General features: G+C 68.2%; 19 protein-coding genes. 12 read left to right on the plus strand and 7 right to left on the minus strand.

Features of this window, described 5'->3' with window-relative positions:
• Positions 1-2: 2 nt before the first annotated feature.
• The 3 genes from flhA to IEV99_RS19300 form a co-directional block, all read right to left on the minus strand.
• A complete protein-coding gene (gene flhA / locus IEV99_RS19290) occupies positions 3-2,147 on the minus strand; it encodes a flagellar biosynthesis protein FlhA (RefSeq protein ID WP_188519333.1) in 2,145 nt (714 codons plus the stop codon).
• 1,237 nt (positions 2,148-3,384) lie between these two features.
• Entirely contained in the window at positions 3,385-5,811 is a 2,427-nt protein-coding gene (locus IEV99_RS19295) for a GcvT family protein (RefSeq protein WP_188519334.1), read from the minus strand.
• An 11-nt stretch (positions 5,812-5,822) separates the two neighbouring features.
• On the minus strand, positions 5,823-7,370 hold the full coding sequence (locus IEV99_RS19300; RefSeq protein WP_188519335.1) for a trimethylamine methyltransferase family protein: 1,548 nt from the start codon (positions 7,368-7,370) through the stop codon (positions 5,823-5,825).
• Between the two features lie 287 nt (positions 7,371-7,657).
• On the opposite strand from IEV99_RS19300, the gene IEV99_RS19305 reads away from it, so the two are divergent.
• The 7 genes from IEV99_RS19305 (at position 7,658) to IEV99_RS19335 (ending at position 14,634) form a co-directional block, all read left to right on the plus strand.
• Positions 7,658-8,362: a cobalamin B12-binding domain-containing protein gene (locus IEV99_RS19305; protein WP_188519336.1), complete on the plus strand. Its 705-nt coding sequence runs from the start codon at positions 7,658-7,660 to the stop codon at positions 8,360-8,362.
• Between the two features lie 228 nt (positions 8,363-8,590).
• Positions 8,591-9,217 carry a DUF1638 domain-containing protein gene (locus tag IEV99_RS19310; RefSeq protein WP_188519337.1) on the plus strand — a complete coding sequence of 209 codons (627 nt, stop codon included), beginning with the start codon at positions 8,591-8,593 and terminating at the stop codon, positions 9,215-9,217.
• A gap of 166 nt (positions 9,218-9,383) precedes the next feature.
• Positions 9,384-9,680, plus strand: coding sequence for a virulence factor (locus tag IEV99_RS19315; protein WP_188519338.1), 297 nt, complete (start codon positions 9,384-9,386; stop codon positions 9,678-9,680).
• Between the two features lie 83 nt (positions 9,681-9,763).
• Positions 9,764-10,288, plus strand: coding sequence for a methylenetetrahydrofolate reductase C-terminal domain-containing protein (locus IEV99_RS19320; RefSeq protein ID WP_188519339.1), 525 nt, complete (start codon positions 9,764-9,766; stop codon positions 10,286-10,288).
• A gap of 8 nt (positions 10,289-10,296) precedes the next feature.
• Entirely contained in the window at positions 10,297-11,352 is a 1,056-nt protein-coding gene (locus IEV99_RS19325; RefSeq protein ID WP_188519340.1) for a methylenetetrahydrofolate reductase, read from the plus strand.
• A 128-nt stretch (positions 11,353-11,480) separates the two neighbouring features.
• Complete coding sequence (locus tag IEV99_RS19330; RefSeq protein ID WP_188519341.1) at positions 11,481-12,401, plus strand: dihydropteroate synthase; 921 nt, start codon at positions 11,481-11,483, stop codon at positions 12,399-12,401.
• A 217-nt stretch (positions 12,402-12,618) separates the two neighbouring features.
• The gene (locus IEV99_RS19335) at positions 12,619-14,634 is read left to right on the plus strand and encodes an ASKHA domain-containing protein (RefSeq protein WP_188519342.1); all 2,016 of its coding nucleotides are present in this window, start codon (positions 12,619-12,621) and stop codon (positions 14,632-14,634) included.
• A gap of 18 nt (positions 14,635-14,652) precedes the next feature.
• Here IEV99_RS19335 and ade read toward each other — a convergent pair whose 3' ends face one another.
• On the minus strand, positions 14,653-16,383 hold the full coding sequence (gene ade / locus IEV99_RS19340; RefSeq protein ID WP_188519343.1) for an adenine deaminase: 1,731 nt from the start codon (positions 16,381-16,383) through the stop codon (positions 14,653-14,655).
• 410 nt (positions 16,384-16,793) lie between these two features.
• On the opposite strand from ade, the gene IEV99_RS19345 reads away from it, so the two are divergent.
• From IEV99_RS19345 to IEV99_RS19355, 3 genes are all read left to right on the plus strand, one after another.
• Positions 16,794-17,048 carry a hypothetical protein gene (locus IEV99_RS19345; protein WP_188519344.1) on the plus strand — a complete coding sequence of 85 codons (255 nt, stop codon included), beginning with the start codon at positions 16,794-16,796 and terminating at the stop codon, positions 17,046-17,048.
• Between the two features lie 318 nt (positions 17,049-17,366).
• Positions 17,367-17,618, plus strand: coding sequence for a hypothetical protein (locus tag IEV99_RS19350; RefSeq protein ID WP_188519345.1), 252 nt, complete (start codon positions 17,367-17,369; stop codon positions 17,616-17,618).
• Positions 17,615-17,857: a hypothetical protein gene (locus tag IEV99_RS19355; RefSeq protein WP_188519346.1), complete on the plus strand. Its 243-nt coding sequence runs from the start codon at positions 17,615-17,617 to the stop codon at positions 17,855-17,857. The genes IEV99_RS19350 and IEV99_RS19355 overlap by 4 nt, the downstream gene beginning before the upstream one ends.
• Before the next feature lie 2 nt (positions 17,858-17,859).
• Here IEV99_RS19355 and IEV99_RS19360 read toward each other — a convergent pair whose 3' ends face one another.
• The 3 genes from IEV99_RS19360 to IEV99_RS19370 form a co-directional block, all read right to left on the minus strand.
• The gene (locus tag IEV99_RS19360) at positions 17,860-18,114 is read right to left on the minus strand and encodes a hypothetical protein (RefSeq protein WP_188519347.1); all 255 of its coding nucleotides are present in this window, start codon (positions 18,112-18,114) and stop codon (positions 17,860-17,862) included.
• Positions 18,115-18,174: 60 nt separating this feature from the next.
• Complete coding sequence (locus tag IEV99_RS19365) at positions 18,175-18,612, minus strand: EamA family transporter (protein WP_188519348.1); 438 nt, start codon at positions 18,610-18,612, stop codon at positions 18,175-18,177.
• Positions 18,613-18,757: 145 nt separating this feature from the next.
• Positions 18,758-19,276 (minus strand): cold-shock protein, encoded by a 519-nt coding sequence (locus IEV99_RS19370; RefSeq protein ID WP_308469384.1) that lies wholly within the window; start codon positions 19,274-19,276, stop codon positions 18,758-18,760.
• 687 nt (positions 19,277-19,963) lie between these two features.
• On the opposite strand from IEV99_RS19370, the gene IEV99_RS19375 reads away from it, so the two are divergent.
• Positions 19,964-20,302: an FKBP-type peptidyl-prolyl cis-trans isomerase gene (locus IEV99_RS19375; RefSeq protein ID WP_244643987.1), complete on the plus strand. Its 339-nt coding sequence runs from the start codon at positions 19,964-19,966 to the stop codon at positions 20,300-20,302.
• A gap of 97 nt (positions 20,303-20,399) precedes the next feature.
• Entirely contained in the window at positions 20,400-21,707 is a 1,308-nt protein-coding gene (locus tag IEV99_RS19380; protein ID WP_188519351.1) for an Hsp70 family protein, read from the plus strand.
• The last annotated feature ends 4 nt before the right edge of the window (positions 21,708-21,711 follow it).

Raw genomic sequence — 21,711 nt, forward strand, 5'->3', positions numbered from 1 at the left:
CATCAGACGCTCCCCACCGTCTTCAGCCTCGCCCGCGTGTGGATCTCGGCCTGCGAGATCACCGGCGTTTCGCGGCGAAAGCGCTCGATGATCGAGCGCACGAAGGGGCGTGCGTAGGCCGACGTCACCAGCACCGGGATCTCGCCCATCCGCGCCGCCTCTTCGAAGCGGTCGCGCACCACCATCACGAAATCCTGCAGGCGCGAGGGCTGCATCGCGAGGTGCCGTTCGTCGCCCTGCCCGACGATGGATTCGGCGAACGTCGTTTCCCAGGCCGGCGACAACGTGATGATCGGCAACTGGCCCTGCGCATTGGCGTATTGCGCGCAGATCTGCCGCGCGATGCGCTGGCGCACGATCTCGGCGATGTCGCGCGGGTTCTTGGTCATGTTCACCGCCTCGGCGATGCCCTCCAGGATGGTGCCGAGGTCGCGGATCGACACACGCTCGCCAAGCAGGATCTGCAGCACGCGCTGGATCGTCGTCATCGGGATCTGGTTCGGCGTCAGCTCCTTGACGAGGTCGGAATGTTCCTTGGGCAGGTCCTTCAGGAGCTTCTGCAACTCCACATAGGACAGGAGCTCGCCTACGTTGGCCTTCAGGATCTCGGTCAGGTGGGTCGAGATCACCGTGGCGGCGTCCACCACCGTGTAGCCCCGAATCTGCGCGTCGTCGCGCAGCGAAGCGTCAATCCAGGTCGCCGGCAACCCGAAGGTCGGCTCGATCGTGTGCTGGCCCGGCAGCTCGATGGCGCCGCCCATGGGGTCGATGGCCATGAACTGGCCGGGATAGACCACGCCCTGGCCGGCGTCGACCTCCTTGAGCTTGACGATATAGAAATTGGCCTCGAGCTGGACGTTGTCGAGGATGCGCACCGACGGCATCACGAAGCCCATTTCGCTCGCCAGGGTCCGCCGGAGCGCCTTGATCTGCTCGGTCAGGCGATCGCCCCCATGGGGATCGTTCACCAGCGGCAGCAGCGCATAGCCGATCTCGATCTTGAGATCGTCCATCTTGAGCACCTCGGCCATGGTCTCTTCGCGCGGAGCCTGCCCGGCGGCGCCCCCTGGTGCGCCGGGAACGCCCTCTGGGTCGGCATGAGCAGCCGCTTCCCGGGCGATATGCAGCTTGCGGGCGAACCACGCCGCGCCGGCCGCCAGGCCGAAGAAGGGCAGCATCGGGATGCCGGGCAGCAGGCCGACCGCCACCATCACGGCGGCCGACATGCCCAGCGCCTTCGGCATGGTGGCGAGCTGCTTGGACAGTGCCTTGGCGGCCGAACCGGAGACGCCGGCCTTGGACACCAGCAGGCCCGCGGCCGTGGACACGATCAGGGCCGGGATCTGCGACACGAGGCCATCGCCCACGGTCAGCAGCGTGTAGGTGCGGCTCGCCTGCGAGAAGCTGACGCCATGCTGCACGACGCCGATGATGATGCCGCCGATGACGTTGATGAAGGTGATCAGCAGGCCCGCGATGGCGTCGCCGCGCACGAATTTGGACGCGCCGTCCATGGCGCCGAAGAAGGACGACTCGTCTTCGAGATCCTTGCGGCGCTTCTTGGCGGTCGCTTCGTCGATGAGGCCCGCGTTCAGATCGGCGTCGATCGCCATCTGCTTGCCCGGCATCGCGTCGAGGGTGAAGCGCGCCGCCACTTCGGCGATGCGGCCCGAACCCTTGGTGATCACCACGAAGTTCACCACCAGCAGGATCGCGAACACCACGAGGCCGATCACGAAGTTGCCGCCCATCACGATGGCCCCGAAGGCCTCGATGACGTGCCCGGCGCCGCCCGTGCCCGTATGGCCGTTGGCCAGGATCAGGCGCGTGGATGCGAGGTTCAGCGCCAGCCGTAGCATGGTGGCGATCAGCAGCACGGTGGGGAACGACGAAAACTCGAGCGGCGCCTCGATGAACAGCGCCGTCATCAGGATCAGCACCGACAGGATGATCGAGACCGCCAGCAACAGGTCCAGCAGAAACGCCGGCAGCGGCATGATGAGCACCACCAGGATGCTCATCACCGCGATCGCGAGCGCGATGTCCGACCGGCCCAGCAGGGCGCCGATCTGCCCGAAGGACGGCATGCCGCTGCCATCCGGGGTGGATTTGGCGGTTCTGCCGTCGACCACCGAGAGGTCGGTCATGCGCGTGTGGTCCTCGATGTCGGCTGCGCCCAGACGCAGCTCTGGGCAATTTCTGCCGGGTGCATGGTTAGCGCCCCGTTAACGCAAGCCATCCTGCACGCGGCCGGAGACGCCTTCTCGGTCCCTAACGCTCACCCCTCTCCGTCATCCCCGGCGACCCGCGCAGCGGGTCGGGAAGGAGATCCAGGGGCCATTGCTTGGCTCTGGACCCAGTCCCCTGGATCCCCTTCCCGGCGCTGCGCGCCGCCGGGGATGACGGTGGAGGGGTGTTTCGGTCTCTTTTTCCCGTCTCTCCCCCGCTTGGCGGCCCCTTTTCCCGGGGGAGACGGGGCGCGCATCGATGGCCATGCGTCCGCGTTCTCCGCCGGCGCGGAGGTGGGGCAATCAGTGTGGAGGGGCGCCGCGAGGCGCCGGCCCATCATTGGTTTTACGCGTAGGGTTCGGACGGGCCGACGCCTCGCGACCGGCGATTTTGAACCTTTCCGACCCGCGCTCCTTCCTTGTGGCCGCTCCTTGTGGGCAGCGACCGCAAGGTTGTTAAGGTGGCCTCGTCCACGGCCCCACCGTAGTGTGGGGCGGGCGGGCTGACTGCCGAGGGGCGGGCGTTGCCGGGGCTGTTACCCCCCGAACCCACCTTCCGGCCGCTCCGGAAAGGCCTCCCGGGAGGGTGGGTCCGGTATCCCCACCCGCGCAGGCGCCGCGCCCCGACCCCGCTCTGGACCGCTCCGGAAGCGCCCCCTCCCTGGGTCGAGAGTAGGCGCAGGGTGCGGGAAAGCGGGCGAGATGTCAAGGATTATTTTCATATTGCGGATGTGTTCCCTCTCCCCCCGGGAGAGGGACGCGCACGACGATGCAGCGCCCCGCCGTCATTGCGAGCGCAGCGAAGCAAGCCAGGCGGTTGGGGGTGGCGCCTGGCACTCGGCGTAGCGTCCGGCCTTTAGACTGGATTGCTTCGCATCCGGCTCGCAATGACGGCGAGGCATCGCTTGGATCGGACAAGCCCGGCGCCCTCACCCCTGCCCCTCTCCCGCAGGCGGGAGAAGGAAGGGCACCACGGTTGAGCCCCTCGCCGTCATTGCGAGCGCAGCGAAGCAATCCAGATGGCTGGGGTTGGCCCCGTCACCGGGCGTCGCGCCCAGCCTTAGACTGGATTGCTTCGCCTCCGGCTCGCAATGACGGCGAGGCGGTGGCGCCATGCTTTGCTTCCGCAAACGCAGCGGGGCGGCGCCCCGGCGCCTCAAGCCCGCAGGCGGGCTCCCGAGGGATCAAACAGCGGCTCCGGCAGCGGCTTGGCGCGCACGCGTTCGCCGATCACCTCGACCTCGAAACCGTCCCGGGCGTCCGCGAGCGCGACCGGCACATAGCCCATCGCGACAGAGACGCCGGACCCATGCGCGTAGCCGCCGGACGTGATCCAGCCGACGACCTGGCCATTGCACCAGATCGGTTCGTCCCCGATGGCGTCGGCGTCGCGGGCGTCGAGCTTGAACGTGACGAGCCTGAGCGCGCCGCCGGAGGCCTTCTCGGCCAGCGCCGCGTCCGCGCCGATGAAGTCCGGCCGGCTCCAGCGAATGAAGCGCCCGAGCCCGGCCTCGACCGGACCGTAGATCGGCCGGTACTCGCGCGCCCAGGTCCCGAAGCTCTTTTCCAGCCGCAGCGCGTTCAGCGCCCGCAGGCCGAAATGGCCGACGCCGAATGCCTCCCCGGCGCTCCAGAGCGCGTCGAACAGCGCGCGCTGGCAGTCGGGCTCCACCCAGATCTCGTAGCCGAGGTCGCCCGTGAACGAGATGCGCCCCACGATGGCCGGCACGGGGCCGACATCCATGGCGGCGATCGACAGGAAGGGAAACGCGGCGGTGGACAGGTCCTGCCGGACCAGCCGTTGCAGCAGCTCGCGCGCCCGCGGCCCGGCGACGCTGAGGCCCTGCATCCTCTGGCCGAGCGGATCGATCCGCACGCCCGAGGCCGGCGCGTGCTGGAGGAACCAGCGCATGTGGTGCTGCTCGGCCGGGCCGGAGCCGATCACCAAAAAACGCTCCGGGCCGAGCCGCCCGACCGTGAAGTCGCCGATCAGCTTGCCGCGCTCGTTCAGCATGGGGGTGAGCGTGATGCGGCCCTGGGCCGGCATGCGGCCGGCCAGCACCCTGCACAGAAACGCCTCGGCGCCCGGCCCCGTCACCTCGTATTTGGCGTAGCCGGACGTTTCCAGCACGCCGACGCGCTCACGCACCGTGCGGCATTCCTCGCCGATCGGCCCGAACGCGTTGGAGCGCCGGAATGAGAACACGTCCTTCGGCTCCGTCCCCCTCGGGGCGAACCAGAGCGGGTATTCGAGGCCGTAGCTCTCGCCCATCACGGCGTTGTCGGCCTTGAGCCGGTCAAAAAGCGGCGTGGTGCGCAGCGGCCGCCCGGCTTCGAGCTCCTCGTTGGGGAAGCGGATGCGGAAACGGCGCGAGTAGTTTTCCTTCACGCGTGCGTTGGTGGTGGCGAGCGTGGCCCAGTCGCCATAGCGGGCGACGTCCATGGCCCAGACGTCGAAGCCCGGGTCGCCCTGAATCATCCAGTTGGCGAGCGCCAGCCCGACGCCGCCGCCCTGGCTGAAGCCCGCCATCACGCCGCACGCGACCCAGTAGTTGCGCAGCCCGCGCACTGGGCCGACCAGCGGGTTGCCGTCCGGCGCGAACGTGAACGGGCCGTTGATGATCTTCTTGATGCCGGCCCGGGCGAAGGCCGGGAAATGCTCGAAGCCGACCTCCAGCGAGGGCGCGATGCGGTCGAGGTCGGGCTCCAGCAGGTCCTGGCCGAAGTCCCACGGCGTCACGGTCTCGGACCACGGCTTGCCGGCGCGCTCATAGGTGCCCATCAGCATGCCGCCGCGCTCCTGGCGCGTGTAGATCTCGCCCTCGAAGTCCAGCGCCGTGATCACCTCCTTGCCGGTGCTGGCGTTGACCTCCGCCACCTCGGGCATGTCCTCGGTGAGCAGGTACATGTGCTCCATGGCGAGCACCGGCAGCTCCAGCCCCGCCATGCGGCCGCACTCGCGCGCCCAGAGGCCGCCGGCGTTGACGACATGCTGGGCGTGGATGGTCCCCTGCTCGGTGACGACGTCCCACGTTCCGTCCGACCGCTGGACCGTGTCCACCACGCGGTTGCGCAGCACGATCTCCGCGCCCTTCAGCTGGGCCGACTTGGCGTAGGCGTGCGTGGTCCCATAGGGATCGAGATGCCCCTCCAGCGGATCGTACATGGCCCCGACGAAGCGGCTCTCGTCGATCAGCGGCATCAGCCGCTTGGCCTCGGCGGCCGAGATGATCTCGGTATGCATGCCAAGGTAGCGCCCCTTGGCGTGCGCCATCCTGAGCCAGTCCATGCGCTCGGGCGTGCCCGCCAGCATCACGCCGCCGGTGAGGTGCAGCCCGCAGGAGACGCCGGACAGGGCTTCGATCTCGCGATAGAGCTCCACCGTGTATTGCTGCAGCTTGGCGACGTTCGGGTCGCCATTCAGCGTGTGGAACCCGCCCGCCGCGTGCCAGGTCGAGCCGGAGGTGAGCTCCGCTCGCTCGATCAGCACGACGTCCGTCCAGCCCGCCTTGGCGAGGTGGTACAGCACCGAGCACCCGACGACGCCGCCCCCGATGATCACGGCCTGGGCTTGGGTTTTCATCGTCAGGTCTCTCAATAATCCGTCGGCGCGCCGCCCTCGGCCTTGCGGCGGGCGACGAAGGCTTCGAGTTCGTCCCGGATGGCCGGGTCCATCGGCGGCGGCTCGTGGGCGGCGAGGCGCTGCTTGTAGAGGCGGTTGGCCGTGTCGTAGGCGGTGGGCGCGCCGGCCTCCTCCCAGCTCTCGTAGTTGCGCCAGTCCGAGATCATGGGCGCGAAAAAGGCCGTGCGGTAGCGCGACTGCGTGTGTGCGCAGCCAAAGAAGTGGCCGCCCGGGCCCACCTCGCGCATGGCCGAGAGGGCCAGCTCCTCGGCGTCCACCTGCACGGGGCGCAGGAAGTTCGCCACCATGTCGAGCAGGTCTGCGTCCAGCACCATCTTCTCAAAGGACGCGTGGAGGCCGCCTTCCATCCAGCCCGCGCCGTGCATCAGCAGGTTGGCTCCGCCCATGATGGCGCCCCACAGCGAGAACACGCTCTCGTAGGCCGCCTGCGCGTCAAGGGTGTTGGCCGCGTTGGCGTTGGAGGAGCGGTAGGGCAGCCCGTAGCGGCGCGCCAGCTGGCCGCCAATCAGCGCCGCCTTCATGTATTCGGGCGTGCCGAAGGCCGGCGCGCCGGTCTTCATGTCGACGTTGGAGGTGAATCCCCCATACACGAAGGGCGAGCCCGGCCGCACCGTCTGGGCGACCACCAGCCCGGCCAGCGCCTCGGCGTTCTGCTGCGCCAGCGCGCCCGCGAGCGTGACCGGGGCCATCGCGCCCGCCAGCGTGAACGGCGTTAGCACCACCACCTGGTTGCGCTTGGCCATTTGGATGATGCCCTCCAGCATCGGCCCGTCCAGCCGCAGCGGCGAGGACGAATTGATGATGGTGAACACCGAGGGCTCGCGCTCCAGCGTCTCGTGATCGATCCCGCGCGCGATGCGGATCATCTCGATGGCGTCTAGGTTGCGCTCGCGCCCCAGCGAGTAGGCGTGGATGGCCTTGTCGGACAGCGTCAGCATGTCCCACAGCGCGTCGAGGTGGCGCACGGAGGCGTGCACGTCGGCGGGCTCCACCGGGTAGCCGCCCCACAGGTGCACGGCGTCCAGCGTGTGCCCGAGCCGGATCAGGTTCTGGTAGTCGACGCGGTTGCCCGGCCGGCGGCCGCCGTCGCGGTCGGCCGCGTTGGGGGCGCTGCCCACCGAGCAGAACGCCACGGCGTTTCCGCCGATCTGCAGCGTCCGCTCCGGGTTGCGGGCATGCAGCGTAAAGGAGCGCGGCGCGAGCCCGATGCGGCTCTCCACCAGTGCGCGCGGCAGGCGCACGCGCTGCGATGCGGGGTCGACGTCCGCGCCGGCGTCCCGCAGCAGGGCGCGCGCGCCCTCGTGCAGGAAGTCCATGCCGATCTCCTCCAGCACGGTCAGCGACGCCTCGTGGATGGCCTCGAGCGCATCCTCCGAGATGGCCGCGACAGGCTTGAAGGGCAGGCGCGGCTGCGCCCGCGCGGGGGCCGGGCCAGTCGGCTCCCCGTCGCCGCGGCCCCGGCGGCGGCGCCCCCGGTTCTCCATCGCGGCTTCGGACATGGGCGCTCCTGCGATCGGGCCGGCGACGCTGCCGCGCGCCGTCTTGACGTTGGTTAGTCTTGCGGAACGCAGGCGCGGCGATTGCCTCAGGGGCGACCCATGCTGGCCTTCCGTCGACGCTGTCGCGTGTGGCGCACAGCCGCCGGGCCGCGCTGGCCCATGCCGAATCGGCATGCGCGTCGCGCCCGCGCCACCGGGTGTCTCGCGGGCGACAATGCGTTATACGGAACCTCGACAAGCTGATGCGAAGGCCCGCGCTTCGGGCCGGAACGCAAGGGTATCCGCTGATGGCCGGCGACGATCTCGACCTTTCCACGCTCTCGGACGACGAACTCGTCGAGCAGATGCACGACGATCTCTATGACGGCCTGAAGGAGGAGATCGAGGACGGCGTGCGCATCCTCCTGGATCGTGGCTGGACGCCCTATGACGTGCTCACCAACGCGCTGGTGGAAGGCATGCGCATCGTCGGCAACGACTTTCGCGACGGCATCCTGTTCGTGCCCGAGGTGCTGATGTCCGCCAACGCCATGAAGGCTGGCATGTTCATCCTGCGGCCGCTGCTGGTGGAAACCGGCGCGCCCAAGATCGGCAAGATGGTGATCGGCACCGTGAAGGGCGACATTCACGACATTGGCAAGAACCTCGTCTGCATGATGATGGAAGGCGCGGGCTTCGAGGTGATCGACCTCGGCATCAACAACCCGGTCGAAAATTACCTGCAGGCCATCGAGACGCACCAGCCCGACATCCTCGGCATGTCGGCGCTGCTCACCACCACGATGCCGTACATGAAGGTCGTCATCGACACGCTCAGCGAAAAGGGCATGCGCAACGACTACGTGGTGCTGGTCGGCGGCGCGCCGCTGAACGAAACCTTCGCCAACGCTATCGGGGCCGACGCCTATTGCCGCGACGCCGCCGTGGCGGTGGAAACCGCCAAGAGCTTCATGGCCAAGCGCCAAGGCTCGGTGCAGTCGAAGACGGCTTGAGGCCTCAAACGTTCAACGGCTCAATGCCCCTCATCCTGAGGAGCGCCCAAGGGGTGCGTCTCGAAGGACGAGGGACTCCAGAAGGCGGCGTCGGCGAGCAAGCTGAATTCCCTCGTCCTTCGAGACGCAGGCCCAGGCGGGCCTGCTCCTCAGGATGAGGGTGTGGGGTGTCGGCCAGATCCTCAAGAACTTGGCGCCAACAAGGGCTCTCTTGGAATCAAGCAAACCATGACGCCCGCTCCCCCCAAGACCCTCGTGATTGCCTGCGGGGCGCTCGCCCGCGAGCTGCTGGCCGTGGTGGAGGCCAACCGGCTGACGCATCTCGAAATCACCTGCCTGCCCGCCATCCTGCACAACCGGCCGGAGAAGATCCCGGCCGAGGTGCGCCGCAAGATCCGGGCGGCGCGCGGGCGCTACGACGAGATCCTGTGCCTCTATGGCGATTGCGGCACCGGCGGCCTGCTGGACGCGGTGCTGGCCGAGGAGCGCGTGGCGCGCATCGAAGGCGCGCATTGCTATGAGTTCTTCATGGGCGCGCCGGACTTCGCGGCGCTGACCGACGCCGACCCGGCGACGTTTTTCCTCACCGACTATCTCGTGCGCCACTTCGACCGGCTGATCATCAAGGGCCTCGGCCTCGACCGCTTCCCGCAGTTGCTGCCGACCTATTTCGGCAACTACACGCGCGTGGTGTACCTGGCGCAGATCGAGGACGCGGCGCTGGACGCAAAGGCCAGCGCGGCGGCGCAGCGGCTGGGGCTGGCGTATGAGAAGCGGGTCACGGGCTTAAGCGGTATCGCGGGGTTTGTGACGCCGAAGAACGCAGACGCCACCCCCCCAAGCCCCTCATCCTGAGGAGCCCGGCGCAGCCGGGCGTCTCGAAGGGCGAGGGATCCAGGAGGCTGAACGGCCACGCCATCTGGAGCCCCTCGTCCTTCGAGACGCGCCTGCGGCGCTCCTCAGGATGAGGGGTGTTGTTAAGACGTTTCAAACCGCCAGCTTCAGAACGAAAGACACCACCATGCCCCAGCTCACCATCCTCTACTGGCGCGACATCCCCACGCAGGTGATCGCCAAGCAGGGCCGCACCGCGGCCAAGCGCGAGTTGTCGAAGCGGTTCATCGAGGCTGTCGACATGGCGGCGATGCGCTCGGGCGCGGCCGCGACGGACGATTACCTGGCCGACTGGCGCAAGGGCGACCCCGTCGAATGCGGGGCCGATCTGGAGGCCGAGGCCGCCGCCGAGGCGGAGCGGCTGGAAGCGCGCTACGACAAGGCCGCGTTGAAAGCCCTGATCGACAACCAAGGTCGCGCCTAGAGCTTTTTTCGGCGCATGGAGCGTCGGCGCACGGCCGCGGATCGGCTCAACTCGGAACGACCCGAGGGCCGCCGAGTGACCCGATGATCCCCGCCGCATTCGAACCACGAGGCAAGCTGCCGCCAAAGGGCGACCGCGGCCGCCTGCGCTTCTTCTCCATCCGGCACGCGCGGCTCATGGAGAGCCTCTACGCCGCCTTCGAGCCGATCGTTGTGCGGCTGCACCCGCTCTGGCGGACGCTGGGCTACGACCGGATCGAGCGCCCGGCCGCCGCCGTGGAGGCCGCCATCAAGGGCGCGCTGTTCGATTGCCGCATGTGCGGCCAGTGCATTCTGTCCTCCACCGGCATGTCCTGCCCGATGAACTGCCCCAAGAACCTGCGCAACGGCCCCTGCGGCGGCGTGCGGCAGGACGGCAATTGCGAGGTCTATCCGGACATGCCCTGCGTATGGGTGAAGGCCTGGGAGGGTAGCCGCCTGATGCGCGACGGCGAACGCATCGCCGACGTGCAGCCGCCGATCGACCACCGCCGCAAGGGCGAGTCGAGCTGGCTGCGCGTGGCGCGCGAGCGCAACCCCGACGCCGCGCCCGCCGCGCCACGCGCCTGAGGCCCGCCATGACCCGCGACGACAAAGCCTGGCTGGCCCCGCACCCCGACGACATCGGCGCCGAGCCGCACGCCCCGCTGCCGCCGCTCCCGGGGCACTCCTCGCGCGGCCGGCTCGAGCGCGTACTGCGGCGCGGCGAGTTCGCCGTGACGGCCGAGCTCAATCCGCCGGACTCGGCCGACCCCGAGGAGGTGTACGAGCGCGCCCACATCTTCGAGGGGTGGGTGGACGGCATCAACGCCACCGACGGCTCCGGGGCGCATTGCCACATGTCGAGCGTGGCGATCTGCTCGCTGCTGACCCGCATCGGCTACTCGCCGATCATGCAGATCAGCTGCCGCGACTACAACCGCATCGCCATCCAGGGCAACGTGCTGGGCGCGGCCGCGCTGGGCGTCTGCAACGTGCTCTGCCTCACGGGCGACGGCGTGCAATGCGGCGACCATCCGGAGGCGAAGCCGGTCTTCGACCTGGACTCGACCTCCCTGCTCGCCACCATCCGGACCATGCGGGACGAGAAGCGGTTCCTGTCGGGCCGCAAGCTCACCACCTCGCCCGACATGTTCCTGGGCGCGGCCGAGAACCCGTTTGCGCCGCCCTATGATTTCCGGCCCATTCGCCTGGCCAAGAAGATCGCCGCCGGGGCGCAGTTCTGCCAGACGCAATATTGCTTCGACCTGCCCCTGCTGGAGCGCTTCATGGGGCGCGTGCGCGACGACGGGCTCGACCAGGAGTGCTTCATCCTGGTCGGCGTCGGTCCCCTGGCGTCCGCCCGCACGGCCAAGTGGATGCGCGCCAACGTGGCGGGCGTCCACATCCCGGACGCCGTGATCGCCCGGCTGGAGGGCGCGCAGAACCAGAAGGCCGAGGGCAAGAAGATCTGCATCGAGATGATCCAGCAGCTGCGCGAGGTGAAGGGCGTCTCGGGCGTGCACGTGATGGCCTACCGGCAGGAAGAATACGTCTCCGAGATCGTGCACGAATCCGGCGTCCTGCGAGGCCGCACGCCCTGGCGGCGCGACTTCCAGCCCAGCATGCAGGCGGTGGAGAGCCTCAGCGTCTGACTCTCGCCCTTTAGAGGAGGCGCGGAGTGACATAACAAACGCTATGTTTCTCATAGCGAACGCGTCGTGCTAATAACGCGCCCGAATGGCCGGGCCCCGGGCCCTCGAAGCCCCTACGGAGGATCGACATGACGGAAACTGTGATCACCTCGGACAAGAAGAGGGTGGTGATCGGGTTCGAGCATCGCTTCGTCATGATCGGGGAGCGCATCAACCCCACGGGCCGCAAGCTGCTGGCGGCCGAGATGGCGGCCGGCGATTACAGCCGCGTGATCGCCGACGCGGTCGCGCAGGTCGAGGCCGGCGCGCAGATGCTGGACGTCAACGCCGGCATTCCGCTGGTGGACGAGCCCGCGATCCTGGCCGAGTGCATCAAGCTGGTGCAGAGCACCGTGGACGTGCCGCTCTCCATCGACAGTTCCATCGTGGCCGCGCTGGAAGCCGGGCTCGCGGTCTACAAGGGCAAGCCGCTGGTCAACTCCGTCACCGGCGAGGAAGAGCGCCTCGAGCAGGTGCTGCCGCTGGTCAAGAAATACGGCGCCGCCGTGGTGGCGATCTCCAACGACGAGACCGGCATCTCCGAGGACCCGGACGTGCGCTATGGCGTCGCCAAGAAGATCGTCGAGCGCGCCGCCGATTTCGGCATCCCGCGCGAGGACATCGTGGTGGACCCGCTGGTGATGCCGGTGGGCGCCATCAACGACGCCGGCCGCAAGCTCATCTACCTGCTGCGCCGCCTGCGCGAGGAGCTGAAGGTGAACACCACCTGCGGGGCCTCCAACTTCTCGTTCGGCCTGCCCAACCGGCGTGGCCTCAACGCCTCGTTCCTGCCCATGATGATCGGCGCCGGCATGACCTCCGCGATCATGAACCCGCTGCACCTCGAAGACATCCAGGCCATCCTGGGCGCCGACGTGGTGATGGGCGCCGACCCGAATTGCGGCGCCTGGATCCGCAAGTTCCGCGAGCCTGCTCCGGAGGGCGGCGCCGGCGAAGGCGGCCGTGGCCGCCGCGAAGGCGGTCGCCGCCGGGCGCGCGAGCAGGCGTGAGATGATGTGCCGTCATCCCCGGCGGCGCGAAGCGCCGGGAAGGGGATCCAGCCTGACGCCGGGCGTGGCGCTGGATCCCCTTCCCGACCTGCTGCGCAGGTCGCCGGGGATGACGGCGGAGAGGTGACGACCATCCCCCTCCCTGCCCTCCCCGCCCTGCGGGAGAGGGTTCCAGACAGAGCCCCATGACTTCCCTGCACACCCCCGAAAGCCATCCGTGACCGAAGCCCCCGACCATCTCGTCGTCTTCACCCCTTCCGGCAAGCGCGGGCGCTTCGCCGAGGGCGTGAGCGTGCTGGAAGCGGCGCGCAAGCTGGGCGTGGACCTCGATTCCGTCTGCGGCGGGCGCGGCATCTGCGGGCGCTGCCAAGTGCAGGTGGGCGAGGGCTCGTTCTCCAAGCACGGCATCGAATCCCACGCCGATCACGTGACAGCCTGGAACGCCGTGGAGGCGCGCTACACGTCCAAGCGCGGCGCGCTGGCGGAGGGTCGCCGCCTCGGCTGCCAGGCGCGGCTGTGCGGGGACGTCGTCGTGGACGTGCCGCCGGACTCGCAGGTGCACCGGCAGGTCGTGCGCAAGCGCGCCGAGGCGCATCCGATCGAGATCGATCCGGTGGTGCGGCTCTACTATGTCGAGGTCGCCGAGCCCGACATGCACGACCCCTCCAGCGATTTCCGCCGCCTGCAGAACGCGCTCGCGGCGCAGTGGGAGGTCGCGGACACCCGCGCCGACCTCGCTTTGCTGGCCGGCCTGCAGAAAACGCTTCGCGCCGGCGAGTGGAAGGTCACGGCCGCGGTCCGCCGGAGCGGCGACATCGTCGCGGTGTGGCCGGGCTTTCGCGAAGCCGCGCATGGGCTGGCGGTCGACATCGGCTCCACCACCATCGCGGCGCATCTGACGGACCTGATCACCGGCGAGGTCGTGGCGTCGGCGGGCCTCATGAACCCGCAGATCCGCTTCGGCGAAGACCTCATGAGCCGGGTCTCCTACGTGATGATGAACCCGGGCGGGGAGCGCGAACTCACCGCCAGTGTGCGCGAGGCGTTGGACAGCCTCGTCGGCGAAGTCGCGCGCGAAGCCGGCATCGCCCGCACGGACGTGCTGGAGCTGACGGTGGTCGGGAACCCGATCATGCATCACCTCTTCCTCGGGCTGGACCCCGTGGAGCTCGGCGGCGCGCCCTTCGCGCTCACCATCGATGGCGCCTACGAGGCCCGCGCCCGCGACCTCGGGATCACGATCGCGCCGGGCGGCTACGTCTATACGCTCCCCTGCATCGCCGGCCATGTCGGCGCCGACACCGCCGGCGTCGTCCTTTCCGAGGGACCCTACCTCAAGGACGAGCTCACCTTGCTGGTGGATGTCGGCACCAACGCCGAGATCGTGCTGGGCAACCGCGAGCGGCTGCTGGCTTGCTCGTCGCCCACCGGTCCGGCCTTCGAGGGGGCGCAGATCTCCTGCGGCCAGCGCGCCGCGCCGGGCGCCATCGAGCGCGTGCGCATCGACCGCGACACGCTGGAGCCGCGCTACAAGGTGATCGGCTCGGACCTCTGGTCGGACGAGCCCGGCTTCGCCGAGGCCACCGCCGCAACGGGAGTCACCGGGATCTGCGGCTCGGGCATCATCGAGATCATCGCCGAAATGTGGCTGGCCGGGATCATCACCCAGGACGGCGTGGTGGACGGCGGCATGGCGGCGCGCTCGCCCCGCATCGAGAGCAACGGCCGCACCTTTTCGTACCTTGTGCGCGAGGGCGAACCGCGCCTAGCCATCACGCAAAACGACGTCCGCGCCATCCAGCTCGCCAAGGCGGCCCTCTACGCCGGCATCAAGCTGCTGATGGACCGCTACGGCGTCTCCCGGGTGGAGCGCATCACGCTGGCGGGCGCGTTCGGCAGCCACATCGACGTCACCTACGCGATGGTGCTGGGCCTGATCCCGGATTGCGACCTCGCCAAGGTGGCGTCGGCCGGCAACGCGGCCGGCACAGGCGCGCGCATCGCGCTGCTGAACGCGGCCTCGCGGCTGGAGATCCAGGACGTCGTCCGGCGCATCGAGAAGATCGAGACCGCGCTGGAGCCGGCGTTCCAGGAGCACTTCGTCAACGCCATGGCGCTGCCCAACAAGCAGGACGCCTTCCCGGAACTCGAAAAGGTCGTGCGCTTCCCCGAACCCAAGGTCGCGGCCGCCGGCGAGGACGGTGGGCGCAGAAGGCGGCGACGCGAGGGCTGAACCGCGTTCCGGGGTGCGCTACTCCTCGATCAGCGCGAAGCGGTCGACATCCACCATGCCCTTGTCGGTGATCTTGAGGTGCGGGATCACGGGCAGCGGCAGGAAGGCGACCTGCAGGAAGGGCTCGGCCAGCACGACGCCGAGGCTCTTGGCGGCCGCCCGCAGCGGGATCAGCCCGTCGCGCACCTGCTCGAAGGGCAGCAGGCTCATGAGCCCGGCGACCGGCAGGGCGAGTTCGGCCAGCACGCGGCCGCCCTCCGCCACCACGAAGCCGCCCTCGATGGCGCCGAGCCGGTTCACCGCGAGCGCCATGTCGGCGTCGTCGGCCCCCACGACCGTGATGTTGTGGCTGTCGTGCCCAACCGAGGACGCGATGGCTCCGCGCTTTAGGCCGAAGCCCTTCACGAATCCGCGCCCGATCCCCCGGCCCGGCGCGCTGCGGCCGTGCCGCTCCACCACGGCCACCTTCACGACGTCCTGCGCAAGGTCCACCCCGCGCTCGCCGCCCCCGTAGGGTAGCGTCAGCGTGAGATGCTCGGTGATGATCTTGCCCGGGATCACGCCGATCACCGGCGTGGTCGCCCCCGGCCCCGGGCTGGCGAAATCGGCCGCCGCGACGGGCCGCGCCTTGACGCTGCCCCGGCCCACCGGCGCCACCTCCCGCCGCGTCGCGAACAGGGCGTCGTCGACGAGCCGTCCGGCGCTGAACACGGCCGAGACGCGGCACTGCTCCAGGTCGTCCAGCAGCACGAGATCAGCCCGCCAACCGGGCGCGACCAGGCCGCGGTCGCGCAGCCCGAACGCGCGTGCGGCCGAGATGGACGCCATCCGATAGGCGTCCAGCGGCCGCGCTCCCAGCGCGATGGCGGTGCGGATCAGGAAGTCGAGGTGGCCTTCCTCTGCGATGTCGAGCGGGTTCCGGTCGTCCGTGCAGAACGCCATAAAGGGGGCGTGGTCCGGCGTGATCAGCGACGCCAGCGCGTGCAGGTCCTTGGAGACCGACCCCTCGCGCACCAGCACGGTCATGCCCTTCGCGAGCTTCTCGCGCGCCTCGGCGGCGCCGGTGGCCTCATGGTCGGTGCGGATGCCGGCCGCGCAGTAGCCGTCGAGATCGCGCCCGGTGACCAGCGGCGCATGGCCGTCGATGTGGCGCCCCTGGAATGCGACGAGCTTGTCGAGACAGTCGGGATCCCCGAAGAGAACGCCCGGGAAGTTCATGAACTCGGCCAGGCCGATCACCTGCGGGTGGTCCGCGAACGGTGCGAGGTCGGCGGCCCCCAGCGCCGCGCCGGCGGTTTCCAGGTGGGTGGCCGGCACGCAGCTCGACAGGTTGACGCGCAGGTCCATGGCGGTGGCGGTCGACCAGTCGAGGAAATAGCGGAGACCCTCCGCGCCCAGCACATTCGCGATCTCGTGGGGGTCGCAGATCGCCGTGGTGACCCCGTGCGGCAGCACGCAGCGGTCGAACTCACCTGGCGTCACCAGCGACGATTCGACGTGCAGGTGCGTATCGATGAAGCCCGGAACCACGGTCTTGCCGCGCGCGTCGACCTCACGGGCGCCTTGATAAGCGCCGCCCACCCCGACGATGCGGTCGCCGCAGATCGCGACGTCGCCGACCATAAGGTCGCCCGTCACGAGATCGAACACGCGCCCGCCCTTGATCACGAGATCAGCCGGCGCAATCCCGCGCCCCGCCTCGATCATGCGCTTCAGCGCGGCGCTGTCCGGCGTCCTGGAAGCTTCCATGGTCTCCTCGCGAACTGCCCCGGCACGACGATGGCCGAGCAGCACGAACGCGTCCAGCCTGCGCTAGCCGGTCGACGCAAAAGAAAAGCCCTGCTTGCGCAGGGCTCTTGAGGAGTTGAAGCAATCGCCACTTCCGTGACCCCCGAAGGCTACCAGAGGCGCCGCCGCATCCAAGTTACGGTTTACCAATCCTTCCTGTGGCGGCCGCCGCGCACGTGCCCACGGCGCCAATCCCTCGCAAGGTAAGTTCATGATCATCTCGCAGGAGGCACGCTGCTGCGATGCGCGAAGGGCAGACGATCGCCAAGAGTAGGCCAGCGATTAAACATCCCGAAGTTATCGATGCCGCGCTTTGGAACGCTTCAACTTTGAGCTGCGTTGACCGGCATCTTCAAAGGAGGACGTAACCTATGAAACTCTTCGCAATCGCTCTTGCGGCGACGCTCGCCGCCACTGTCGCTCATGCACAGGACACCACCGTGATCAAGAAGGAAGGCATGATGGGCAACAAGACCACCAAGGTCATCCGCCATAGCGACGACTCCGACGTCTCCGTGCGCCGCAAGACGGTGGTGCGCACCGGTTCGGTCGGCTGCAGCACCAAGACGGTGAAGAAGACCAACGACATGGGTGACACCGTTACGAAGTCCAAGTCGTCCTGCTGAGCATTGATCAGCTAAGTTGAAGAAGGCCGGTGATATCAGCCACGCCTGCCTCACACATCGAACGACCGGCACGAGAATGCCGGTCGTGATATGCCCGGCCAAACGGACTGCCTTTCTACTTTCACTGTTCAGAAACTTATACAACTCCGCAATCTTACAGCACTTCTACGCGGAACATCTCATAGCATAGCGCGTTTACGAACAAATTGAGAGACGATACTGGAACGGCGCAGGCAACGCCGCCGAGGCCCCTTCCGGGCAGCCGGGAGGGGCCTCGATGTTTGAACGAAAGCGCGATTGATGGACGGAGCGACATGGATGCCGCCCCTGGTTCTCGTTGTCGGTTATGACGCTTCTGATTCCGGCTGGACGGTACGGATCAAGGGCTACCCGCCCTATATGGTCTTCAGGTTCGCACGGATCGAAACATTGGTGGCACTGATGGACGCCGCAAAAGATGCATCGCCGGTGCACTATGAACTGGCGGCTCCCACTCTGGTCGGGCGTCCGCAGGCGCTGCGGGAGCTTGCGGAAAGCGGCATCTCCCGCGCAATGGGGCCCCCACAATGACGGACGCCGATTTTCTCCCGAGCCCTATCGATTACGCGGTGCTGCGCACGATCCTAGCCACCATGGAGCAAGGCGCGATCGCGACGAAGCTGCGCTACATGATCGTGGAAATCCACGTGATGATCGAGGAAGCGGAGCGGTCGCCCAATCCCGAGGTTTGGGAGCGCAAGATCCGCGATCGCTGGGCCGCGCTCGAGGAGGTCGTGCGGGCAAGCCGTCCGGCCGCCCGCATCGCCTGAGATCAGCGCGGAATGCGCGGATCCTTGCTGTTCTGAACCGCCTCCGTGGCGGCCTTGGGATCGTGATCGACGCCAGCCTGCAACACCTTCGCGGCCGTCTCGTTCTTCCGGTCCGGATCGTCGCTCTTGGCGGCCGTGTCGGGCTTTTCGGTCAGCCCCTGCCCGTCGGGCTTCTTGCCGCCGGCGCGGCTGGCGGCCTCGAAGGTGCGCAGCGCTTCGGGTTGGCGGTCTTCGTGGGTGGTGGTGTCTTTGGCCATGGCGTCCTCCCGGTCTAGCGAAACCAATCGCCAGCCCGGCCGCCGGTTCCACGGCTCCGGCTACGGCAGGGCGACCAGGAGTGCGCCGGCCGCGATCAGGCCGACGCCGACCCAGTTGTGAACCGATAGCTTCTCCCCGAGCACGAGCGCGCCGAACAGGGCGACGAGCACCACGCTCAGCTTGTCGATGGGCGCAACCTGCGACGCCTGTCCGAGCTTCAGCGCGCGGAAATAGCAGAGCCACGACGCCCCGGTGGCGAGGCCCGACAGCACCAGGAAGATCAACGCCCGCCCCGACACCTGCGGCAGCGTCCGCCAGGCGCCCGTTCCGGCCAGGATGAGGCCGAGCGCCGCGATCACCACCAGCGTGCGAATGAAAGTCGCAAGGTCCGAATTGACGCCGCCGACGCCGATCTTCGCCAGGATCGCCGTCAGGGCCGCAAAGATCGCCGACAACAGGGCCCAGAACGCCCAATGGCTCAGGAGGGAAGACGACATCCCGCCAGCCTATCGCGGCTTTGGCGCAGCGCGCCACCGCGAACCATCAGGTTTAGAAGCCCGCCAAACGAAACGAGGCGCCTCGCAGCAGCGAAGCGCCTCGTCCAAGTTCTAGAACGAGCCCGGAGGCTCGCGCCGATCAGGATCAATCGTCGGAACGAACCGAAGCGGCCTCGGGACCCTTCTGGCCCTGGCGCACGTCGAGCTGCAGACGCTGGCCGACGTCGATCTCGCGCATGCCGGCGCGCTCGAGCGCGGTGGCGTGAACGAAGATCTCGGGGCCGCCGTCATCCGGGGTCACGAACCCGAAGCCGCGCTCGCGCGAATACCACTTCACGACGCCGCTCTTGGGCTCGGTCGGGCCGGAGTCGCGCTGGAAGCGACCGCCGCCGCCCGGACGCGGACCCGCGCCGGGGCGATCGCCGAACCCACCGGGACGCGGACCGCGCGGCGCCTGAGGCGTCGCCGTGCTGGCGTCAACCGAAACAACTTCGGTGACCTGCGGACCTTTTTGGCCCTGGCCGATCTTGACCTGGAGCGTCGTGCCCGGCTCGAGAGCCGTGTGACCCGCCGCCTCGACGGCGCGGATGTGCAGGAACGCCTCGCCCGAGCCGTCCGTCATCTCGACGAAACCGAAGCCCTTTTCACCGTTGAACCACTTCACTCGCGCTTCAACGTCCGGTCCCGAAGAAACCGCCCTCGCCGGAGCCGGACGAGCGGAAGGAGCCGACGACGGACGCGGAGGCGTCCATTCTTCCTGGCCCCAGCCCCCACCCTTCGGTCCGCGATCCCAACCTTTGCCCATAGTGCGCCACCTGCCGCATTCAATACTCATGGTGAATGACCGGTCTGGGGCTTTGGGTCAACTGGAATCACGAGGCTGGCGCGCAAAATTGGCGACGTTCCTGTTCCTCTCAGGAACAGAAAGCGCCGTCCCGGGCTGAATCGCCCTGGGGCGTCATGATCCCATAATCGACGCGCCCTTGACCGGCGCCCCAATTCGACCTGCGTGAGCTAGAAAACCTGGGCGCAAACAGCCCACTTGGCGGGCTGTCCGCGTCGGAAAAACCATTCCGAACGATTCGTCCGAAGTGGCTGACCCTCGGTTTACCAGAAAAGCGGGTTTCGCCCACCCAAAAAGCGAATCCGTTCTCGACCAACGGATGCGCTCGCGCTTGCGGGCGGCCTGCGCGCGCTTTACTGCGGATGCGCCATCCTGAAAGGACGCACCATGCAGGACCCCATCGCCGCTCCCGCGATCGCCGGCCAGGCGCTCACACGCCGCACCGCGCTCGCGCTGTTCGCCCTGCCCCTGATCCCGGCCGTCGCCTCGGCCCAGACGGAGAAGAAAATGACCAAGACCCCCTCGGGCCTGTCCTACACGGACGTCGTTGTCGGAACCGGCGCGAGCCCCAAGGCCGGCCAGCGCTGCACCGTTCACTACACCGGCACGCTGGAGAACGGGACCAAGTTCGACAGCTCGCGCGACCGCAACCAGCCGTTCACGTTCACGATCGGCCAGGGCCAGGTCATCAAGGGTTGGGACGAAGGCGTCTCCACCATGAAGGTCGGCGGTCGCCGCAACCTCGTGATCCCGGCCGAGCTCGGCTACGGCGCGCGCGGCGCCGGCGGCGTGATCCCGCCCAACGCCACGCTGCTGTTCGACGTCGAGCTGCTCTCGGTCAGCTGACCGTCGCTCCCGCCGGCCGCCGGTCGGCTGGTCGATCCTTCAACGGACGCATTCACGGGGTGCGTCCGTTTCTTTTTCTACGATCCGGAGAACGTGCGTGACCACCGAAACCGTTTCGATCGGCATCGATTTCGGCACCAGCAACACGGTGGTGGCGGCCTCGGTCGGCGGCGCGCCGGCCAAGGTGGCGACGTTCCGACATCAGGGGCGCCATCCCAGCAATTCCAGCGCCTTTATCTCGGCGCTGTGTTTTTGGGAGGATGTCTCGTCGGCGGGCCGTCGCACGCGCTGCGAGGGCGGGCCCTGGGCCGTGGAGGAGTTCCTGGAAGGCCTCTCGGCGCATCGCTTCATCCAGTCGTTCAAGACATTCGCGGCCAGCGCTTCTTTCCAGGACACCCGCATCTTCGGAGCCAAATACCGCTTCGAGGATCTGCTGGCGTCGTTTCTCACCAACGTCTTCGGCCATGCGGGCGTCGATCCCGCACACACCAAGCTCGTCGTCGGCCGTCCCGTGCGCTTCGCGGGCGGGAACCCCGACGAGAACCTCGCGATGCGGCGTTATCGGGCGGCCTTCGCCAAGGTCGGGCTGGAGCAGGCGCAATACGCCTATGAGCCCGTTGGGGCGGCCTTCTTCTACGCTCAGCGGCTCGCGCATGAGGCCACCGTGCTGGTGGCGGATTTCGGCGGCGGCACCAGCGACTTCTCGGTGATCCGCTTCGAGACGCAAGGCGGCGTGCGCCGCGCCCGGCCGCTTGGCCACGCGGGCGTGGGCGTCGCCGGCGACGCGTTCGACTACCGCATCATCGACAAGGTCGTGTCGCCGCGTCTCGGCAAGGGGCAGAACTACAAGTCCTTTGACAAGCTCCTGTCGCTGCCCACGCACTACTACGCCAACTTCGCGCGCTGGAACCAGCTCGCGATGATGAAGGCGAATGGCGACCTCAAGGAGTTGCGGCAGCTCGCCCGCTCGGCCGTGGACCCGGAACCGCTGGAGCGTTTCATCGAGATCATCGAGCAGGATCTCGGCTTCGCGCTCTACCGCGCGGTGTCGGCCGCCAAGATCGCCCTGTCCTCCTCCGACGAAACGGTCCTGCGCTTCAGCGAGGCCGGCGTGAACATTGCGGCCCGCATCACACGCGCCGAGTTCGAGGGCTGGATTGCGCCCGATATCGAGAAGATCGGCGGCGCTCTCGACGAAGCGCTGCGGCGGTCGGACGTGACGGCAAAAGGGGTCGAGCGGGTGTTTCTCACCGGCGGGTCGTCGTTCATCCCGGCGATCCGCAAGGTGTTCGTGGATCGCTTCGGCGAACAAAAGCTCACCTCCTCGGACCAGTTCGAGTCCATCGCCTCCGGACTGGCGCTGATCGGCGCGCAGCCGGACGTCGCTCGCTGGGTCTCGGCCTGACGGA

Source organism: Alsobacter metallidurans (assembly GCF_014636935.1).
Taxonomy (GTDB): Bacteria; Pseudomonadota; Alphaproteobacteria; order Rhizobiales; family Beijerinckiaceae; genus Alsobacter; species Alsobacter metallidurans.